A 6,286-nucleotide genomic window follows, 5' to 3' on the forward strand; every position below is an offset into this window, starting at 1 on the left:
ACGGTCATGTCCTCAAATGCTGATCAAGACGCTCTTGCTCTTGCGGTTGGCGTGGAAGGCTTCGCGGCCGAGATCCTTGCCGATGCCGGATTGCTTGTAGCCTCCGGTCGGCAGAATATGGTCGCGCGAGCGGCCGTAACGGTTGACCCAGATCGTTCCGGCCTGAAGGCTGCGGGTGATGCGGATCGCCCGTGAAAGGTCGCGGGTGAAGAGCCCGGCGGCAAGTCCATAAGTGGGATGCTCGGCCAGCGACAGCGCCTCCTCTTCGTCACGGAAAGTCTGGAGTGTCAGCACAGGGCCGAAGATCTCTTCGGTGACTGCCGGCGAGGTTGCGTCGACCCCGGCAATCAGCGTTGGCGCATAGAAGTAGCCGGGGGCATCCATGGGCGCGCCGCCGGCCAGGCATGCGCCACCGGCGGACACAGTGGCCGCTACGATCGAATGGATGCGCTGGCGCTGCTTGTCCGAGATGATCGGCGAATACCGGGCGCTCGCATCCCAGGTCGGCACGGGATGCAGCCCATTCATGTGACGCAGGATCGCGTCGACCAGCGGCGTTGCGACGCTCTCCTCGACGATCAGGCGTGATCCAGCGACGCAGGCCTGGCCGGCATTGCTGATGATGCTGGTGGCGATTGCTGCCGCCGCCTTGTCGAGATCGGCATCGGCGAAGACCAACTGCGGGCTCTTGCCGCCGAGTTCCAGCGTCATCGGTTTGATGCCGGTGCGGGCGACGTTTTCCATGATCGCCGAACCTGCACGCGTGGAGCCGGTGAAGCTGACCTTGGCGATGTCGGGATGGCCGGTGATGGCATTGCCGGTCATCTGGCCGTCGCCGAGCACGACATTGATCAACCCTGCGGGCAGGCCGGCGAGCACGGCAAGTTCGGCCAGATAGATGGCGGAAAACGGAGTCATTTCGGAGGGTTTCAGGACCACGGCATTGCCGGCGGCAAGAGCCGGGCCGAGCTTCCACACCGCCATGGAGATGGGGAAGTTCCACGGCGTAATAGCGCCGACCACGCCATAGGGTTCGGTGAGGATCATGCCGAGATTGCCGTCATCGGTCGGCACGAGGTCGCTGCCTTCCTTGTCGGCGAATTCGGCAAAGAAGCGGATCTGCTCGGCGGAAATGGCGATATCGCCGTCGATGAGATGGCCGACTGGCCGGGTCGAGGATAGCGCTTCGAGCCGGGCCAGTGTCACGGCTTCCCGCTGGATCATATCGGCCCAGCGGTGCATCACGTTTAGCCGCTCGCGCGGGCGGACACCGCCCCAGTTGCTTGTCTTCAATGCGGCCCTGGCTGTCTCGACTGCACGGTCGACCATGTCGGCGTCGGCCAGCGGGCAACCGGCATAGGCCTTGCCATCGGAGGGCCGGTGCATCGAGATCACGCCTTCCGCGGCAATGAGGCGATCGCCGATGAAATGCCCGATCGGAAGGGACAGGCTGTCTGGATCGAAACTCAGGGTCATACGGGTTACCTCGGATCGCTGTCTTGCGAGGCTAGCGGATCGGCGGGAGTAGCTTGCACCGATCACGGCAGGGGCGACGGGTGAAAACCCTGTTTTGCTGGCACCACGCAGCTTATTCTTCGGCGCCTGGTCGTGGCAGCGGCGGACGGGATGACCGCCGCTGCCGGCGTTTCAGGCCGTTACATAGATCTTGCGGACCGTCTCAATTGTCTTCCAGGTTCCAACGAAACCGGGCTTCATGACAAAGCTGTCGCCGGCCTTGTAGGTGACCGGCTCGCCGCCTTCCGGCGTGATTTCCACGAGGCCGGAGAGGATATGGCAGAACTCGAAGGTCTCGCCCTTGATCGAGTGGGTAAGGCCCGGCGTGGCCTCCCATACGCCGGTATGGATCGTTTCGTTGCGGGCGGCGTCCTGCGCCCAGGTCTTGAAGCTGGGGGTTCCGGCGATCAGCCGTTCCGGGGTCGGCACAGCCTCGCGCGGAGCAAAGGACGGGGTTGGGTCGATGGTTTTCAGAAGCGACATGGTTTTCCTTTCGGGTTGAAACTTCAGTATCCGCGGCTGCGATCGACTAGGCCGACCGGATCGAGACCGGCGCGCAGGCATTTGATGTTGTCGATGACGGCCTTTGCTGCGGAATGCGGTTGCGTGACACTGGCCACATGGGGGGTCAGCAGGATGCGGGGATGGCTCCAGAAAGCATGGCCGGCCGGAAGCGGTTCGGGATCTGTGACATCGACTACGGCACCGGAGAGCTGATTGCTATCGAGGGCCGAGATCAGGTCCTCGTGGTCGAGCTGTGGTCCTCGGCCTGTATGAACGAGGCCAGCCCCCTGCGGCAGGCGGCCGAAGAGATCCGCATTGAGCAAACCGCGCGTTTCGGTCGTCAGGGGCAGCAGGCAGATCAGAATGTCGGTTGCCGACAGCATATCGGTTAGGCCATCGCTTCCGGCATGGCATGTCACGCCCTCGATCTCTCGTGGCGAACGGCTCCAGCCGGCAAGCGGGAAACCGAAGGGCTTCAGCCGCTCGAGCACGGCCTGGCCGAGCATGCCAAGTCCGAGCACGCCGACACGACGCTCGGGTGCCTGAACCGGGGGAATGGCTTGCCAGATCCCTTGCCGCTGCTGGCCAAGATAGGCGGGCAGGTCGCGGTGGAGCGAGAGCACGGCAAGTGTCACATATTCCTGCATCATGCGCACGATGCCTTCTTCCACCATGCGAACGACCTTCACATGGTCCGGCACGTCGGCGATGCGGAACTGGTCGACGCCGGCGCCGATGGAAAACAGCACCTCGAGATTGCGGTAGCGTTGCAGGTCTTGCGGAACGGTCCATGTGATCAGGTAGCGCACCGATTCCGAATCGACTGTAGATGGGTCCATCGAGAAAGACAGGTCCGGCAGATCCCGCGCAAACGCCTCCTGGAAGATGGCGCCGCGGCGGGCATCGGAGTGAAAGAGGAAGGTCATGAGCAGAGGTCCGTTCGCAATCTGTCGAATAATCAGGCGCAGCAGCGCTTGCCGAGCGCCTCGATCATGGACTGGCATGCGGAAAGCTCAGTCGCCAGAATGTATTCGTCGGGCTTGTGGGCGCGGCCGATATCACCCGGACCGCAGATGATGGCGTCCACGCCGGCTGCCTGGAACAGCCCGGCTTCCGTCCCGTAGCTGACGGCGGCGAGCGGTTCCTGGTCAGTGAGTTCCGTTAAGAGGCCGGCAAGGGCCGTATGCCGCGCCAAGGAGAGGGCGGGATAAGCGCTCAGGTCTTCCCATTCGACGCCGATTCCGGATGCCCGCAAAACCTCGGCGGCGGCTTGGATCGGCGCCAGCAGGGTGGCGGGATCGACGCCGGCGATTGCGCGTGCCTCGATGTCCAGGTTGCAGCGATCGGGAATGATGTTGAGCGCTTGGCCACCCTGGATCAGGCCCACCTGCAACGAGGAATAAGGTGGCTCGAAGGTCGGGTCGAAAGGTCCGCTTGCAAGATCTTGCGCCGCCGACACGGCCGCCTGCAACACCGTGGCCATGGCGTGCACAGCATTCAATCCGAGATCAGGCCGGGACGAGTGACCGGATCGGCCCCGCAGCGTGATACGGGCGGCGGCCTTGCCCTTGTGCGCGAGGATAGGCCGCATGTCGCTGGGCTCGCCGATCACCGCGCCCAGCGGTGCAACGCACAGCTCGGGCAATCGGGCAAGGAGATGCGGCACCCCGCGACAACCGGCTTCTTCGTCATAGGAAAAGGCGAGATGGATGGGCCGGGTTAGTGGCGATGCGACAAGCGCGGGGACGGCCGCAAGCACGGCGGCTAGAAACCCCTTCATGTCGCTGGTGCCACGGCCAAAGAGCTTTTCTCCGTCGCGCCGCAGGGCAAAGGGATCGCTGCTCCAGCCCGCTTCGTGCGCGGGAACGACGTCCATATGCCCGGAAAGAATATAACCAGCTTTGTCCGAAGGGCCGATAGAGGCGAAGAGATTGGCCCTGTCACTCTCGGGGCCTGGGAGAATATGCACGGGGATGCCGAAACGCTCAAGATAGGACCTGACCCATTCGACGATCCCGGCATTGGGCGTGCCGACGATAGACGGGAAGCTCACCAGCGCTGTGAGGATATCGGTGGCACTCATTGTGCTGTCCCTTGTGCGGCTTTTGGCATCTGCCTTTGCCGATGCTTGTGTTTCGACTTGAAAGATTAAGCGCGAACGGCATGAATGGCTGCCGAAAGCGATCGCCATACGGTCAATTCTTGTGCCGAATGAGATCGCAGAAGCGGAATGTTCTGCAAAAGCTGGCTAGAATGCTCCTAAAAGAGAGTATCGAGCGGCGGACGACAGGTTCGCTTGGCGCCAGGGAGGCGGAAGGTGGATAGGAAGATACCCGACACGTTGCATGTCGACGCATTCCAGATGCGTTTCGCCGATGTGGCCGCTGTCGATCTGGAGCAGTTGCATGCGCTGTCGATCGCGGTCGGCTGGCCGCATCGGGCAGAAGATTGGCAATACCTGCGCGAACTCGGCCATGGTTTCGTCGCTCTCGACGATATCGACCGTGTGATGGGCTCGGCCATGTGGTTCCCGCACGGCGAGCATTTTGCAACCCTTGGCATGCTGATCACATCGCCGCGGCTGCAGACCAATGGGACGGCGAAATGGCTGATGCAGCGTGTCTTGGCCGAGTGCGCCGGCATGAGCTTGCGGCTCAATGCAACGCGCGCGGCGCGCCGCCTTTATCGTTCTCTTGACTTTGTAGCGCAGCGGCCGGTTTTCCAATGTCAGGGAATGGCCCGCAAGCCGGCCGAAACGGAAGAACTGCAATCCGGATACGAGGTCAGGCAGTTGCGGGCAAGTGACCTCGATGCGGTGATCGCATTCGACGGGTCGGGCTTTGCGGTCTCTCGCCCCGTCCATCTCACCCGCTTGTTTGAGAGTTCGCTCTGCTATGGGCTGTTTAGGGACGAAAAACTGTCGGCATATTCGATGAGCCGTGCCTTTGGACGGGGGCACGTGCTAGGTCCGGTTGCAGCACTGTCTGTTGAAGAGGCGATCGCCGTTGCGCGGCCGCATGTGGAAGCTCACGCCGGTCATTTCCTGCGCGTCGACACCCATTTTGAGACAGGGCCCTTTGCCAGCTTTGTACAGCAATGCGGCCTGCCAATCTTTGACACCGTGACGACCATGACTCTTGGCGAAGGTGTCGATTACGGAATAGCCGGTGAGGGCCGCGCTGTGCTATTCGCTCTTGCCTCGCAATCGATGGGATGACAACGCACCACTAGCCAAAGAATTGGTCCATTGGAAATTCGGGATAAAATGCGGGCGCAGACCTGGTCCACTGGCTGTTTGATTGAGCGAACAGCATTGGGGCCATATGCGCGTTCTTCGCAACCGGGCGGTCAGTGAAGCAAAAAGAGAAATCTAAGCTCCATAAATAGGCCTTATCCCACACGATTGAGATTTCCGCTCGTCGCTTCAGATACATTCAGGAGCACAAGAGGAACGAGAACGGGCGAAGGTGGTAAAGAGCGCTATGGCATTGTCATTCATTTGCATTATCATCTCCCCGAAAGGTGGAGATCGCTATGGCTGCAAATGCACTGGTACAAACTCGTATTGATGCCGAGGTTCGGGATCGTGCCTCCGCAGTGCTTGGAAATATGGGGCTTACGGTATCGGACGCAGTTCGTATCTTACTCACCCGGACGGCCAACGAGGGTGCGCTGCCGCTGGAGCTTCTTTCCGGCAGCGAGGCCCATGACGCTTGGTTTCGCACCAAAGTACTTGAAGCGCTGAACGATACTCGACCGGACGTCTCGGATGATGAAGTCGAGGTACATTTCGCTGAACGTCGAGCGGCAGCCCGTCTTAACGCGGGTGCGCGCAAATCGTGAAGCTTACCTGGTCTGCGTTCGCGTTATCGGATCGCGACGCCATAATAGAAGCAGAAAATCCGTCAGCGGCTATTCTGGTCGACGAACGGATCGTTGCTGCCGTCCGTCGGTTGATAGATTTTCCCGCGAGCGGTCGTGTTGGCCGAATTGCTGGCACCCGCGAACTGGTCATTAACGGTATGCCATACGTCGCGGCGTCTGCAATTGCCGAAACAGCGGTTCGTATTCTTCGCGTCCTTCATGGCGCGCAGGAATGGCCAGACACTTTGCCAACGAGCTAGGCTTTGTTCTCGATGCTGAGAATCAACGGGTCGGTGGTTCGAACTGGATCAAGGCGCCCATGGGCGAACCAGCGATAGGGTTCTGCGACGCTTGCGGTCAGCACGAGCAGTTCACGTGTCTTCGGGCCGAACTCCCCATCAGG

Annotated in this window: 7 protein-coding genes; 3 read left to right on the forward strand and 4 right to left on the reverse strand. The window is 61.2% G+C overall.

From position 1 onward, the window contains the following. Positions 1-12 precede the first annotated feature (12 nt). From J2Z75_RS18875 to argE, 4 genes are all read right to left on the reverse strand, one after another. Entirely contained in the window at positions 13-1,476 is a 1,464-nt protein-coding gene (locus J2Z75_RS18875; protein WP_209854287.1) for an aldehyde dehydrogenase family protein, read from the reverse strand. Positions 1,477-1,647: 171 nt separating this feature from the next. Beyond that, positions 1,648-1,998, reverse strand: coding sequence for a cupin domain-containing protein (locus J2Z75_RS18880; protein WP_209854288.1), 351 nt, complete (start codon positions 1,996-1,998; stop codon positions 1,648-1,650). A gap of 23 nt (positions 1,999-2,021) precedes the next feature. Next, entirely contained in the window at positions 2,022-2,945 is a 924-nt protein-coding gene (locus J2Z75_RS18885; RefSeq protein ID WP_209854289.1) for a 2-hydroxyacid dehydrogenase, read from the reverse strand. A 32-nt stretch (positions 2,946-2,977) separates the two neighbouring features. Then, complete coding sequence (gene argE / locus J2Z75_RS18890) at positions 2,978-4,102, reverse strand: acetylornithine deacetylase (protein ID WP_209854290.1); 1,125 nt, start codon at positions 4,100-4,102, stop codon at positions 2,978-2,980. Between the two features lie 234 nt (positions 4,103-4,336). Here argE and J2Z75_RS18895 point away from each other — a divergent pair, with 234 nt between their 5' ends. From J2Z75_RS18895 to J2Z75_RS18905, 3 genes are all read left to right on the forward strand, one after another. Then, on the forward strand, positions 4,337-5,236 hold the full coding sequence (locus J2Z75_RS18895) for a GNAT family N-acetyltransferase (protein ID WP_327791273.1): 900 nt from the start codon (positions 4,337-4,339) through the stop codon (positions 5,234-5,236). A gap of 317 nt (positions 5,237-5,553) precedes the next feature. Continuing rightward, positions 5,554-5,862 (forward strand): type II toxin-antitoxin system RelB/DinJ family antitoxin, encoded by a 309-nt coding sequence (locus J2Z75_RS18900; protein WP_209854291.1) that lies wholly within the window; start codon positions 5,554-5,556, stop codon positions 5,860-5,862. After that, a complete protein-coding gene (locus tag J2Z75_RS18905; RefSeq protein WP_209854292.1) occupies positions 5,859-6,143 on the forward strand; it encodes a type II toxin-antitoxin system RelE/ParE family toxin in 285 nt (94 codons plus the stop codon). The genes J2Z75_RS18900 and J2Z75_RS18905 overlap by 4 nt, the downstream gene beginning before the upstream one ends. The last annotated feature ends 143 nt before the right edge of the window (positions 6,144-6,286 follow it).

Origin of the sequence: Rhizobium herbae, from assembly GCF_017873135.1 — a bacterium.
Lineage (GTDB): Bacteria > Pseudomonadota > Alphaproteobacteria > Rhizobiales > Rhizobiaceae > Pararhizobium > Pararhizobium herbae.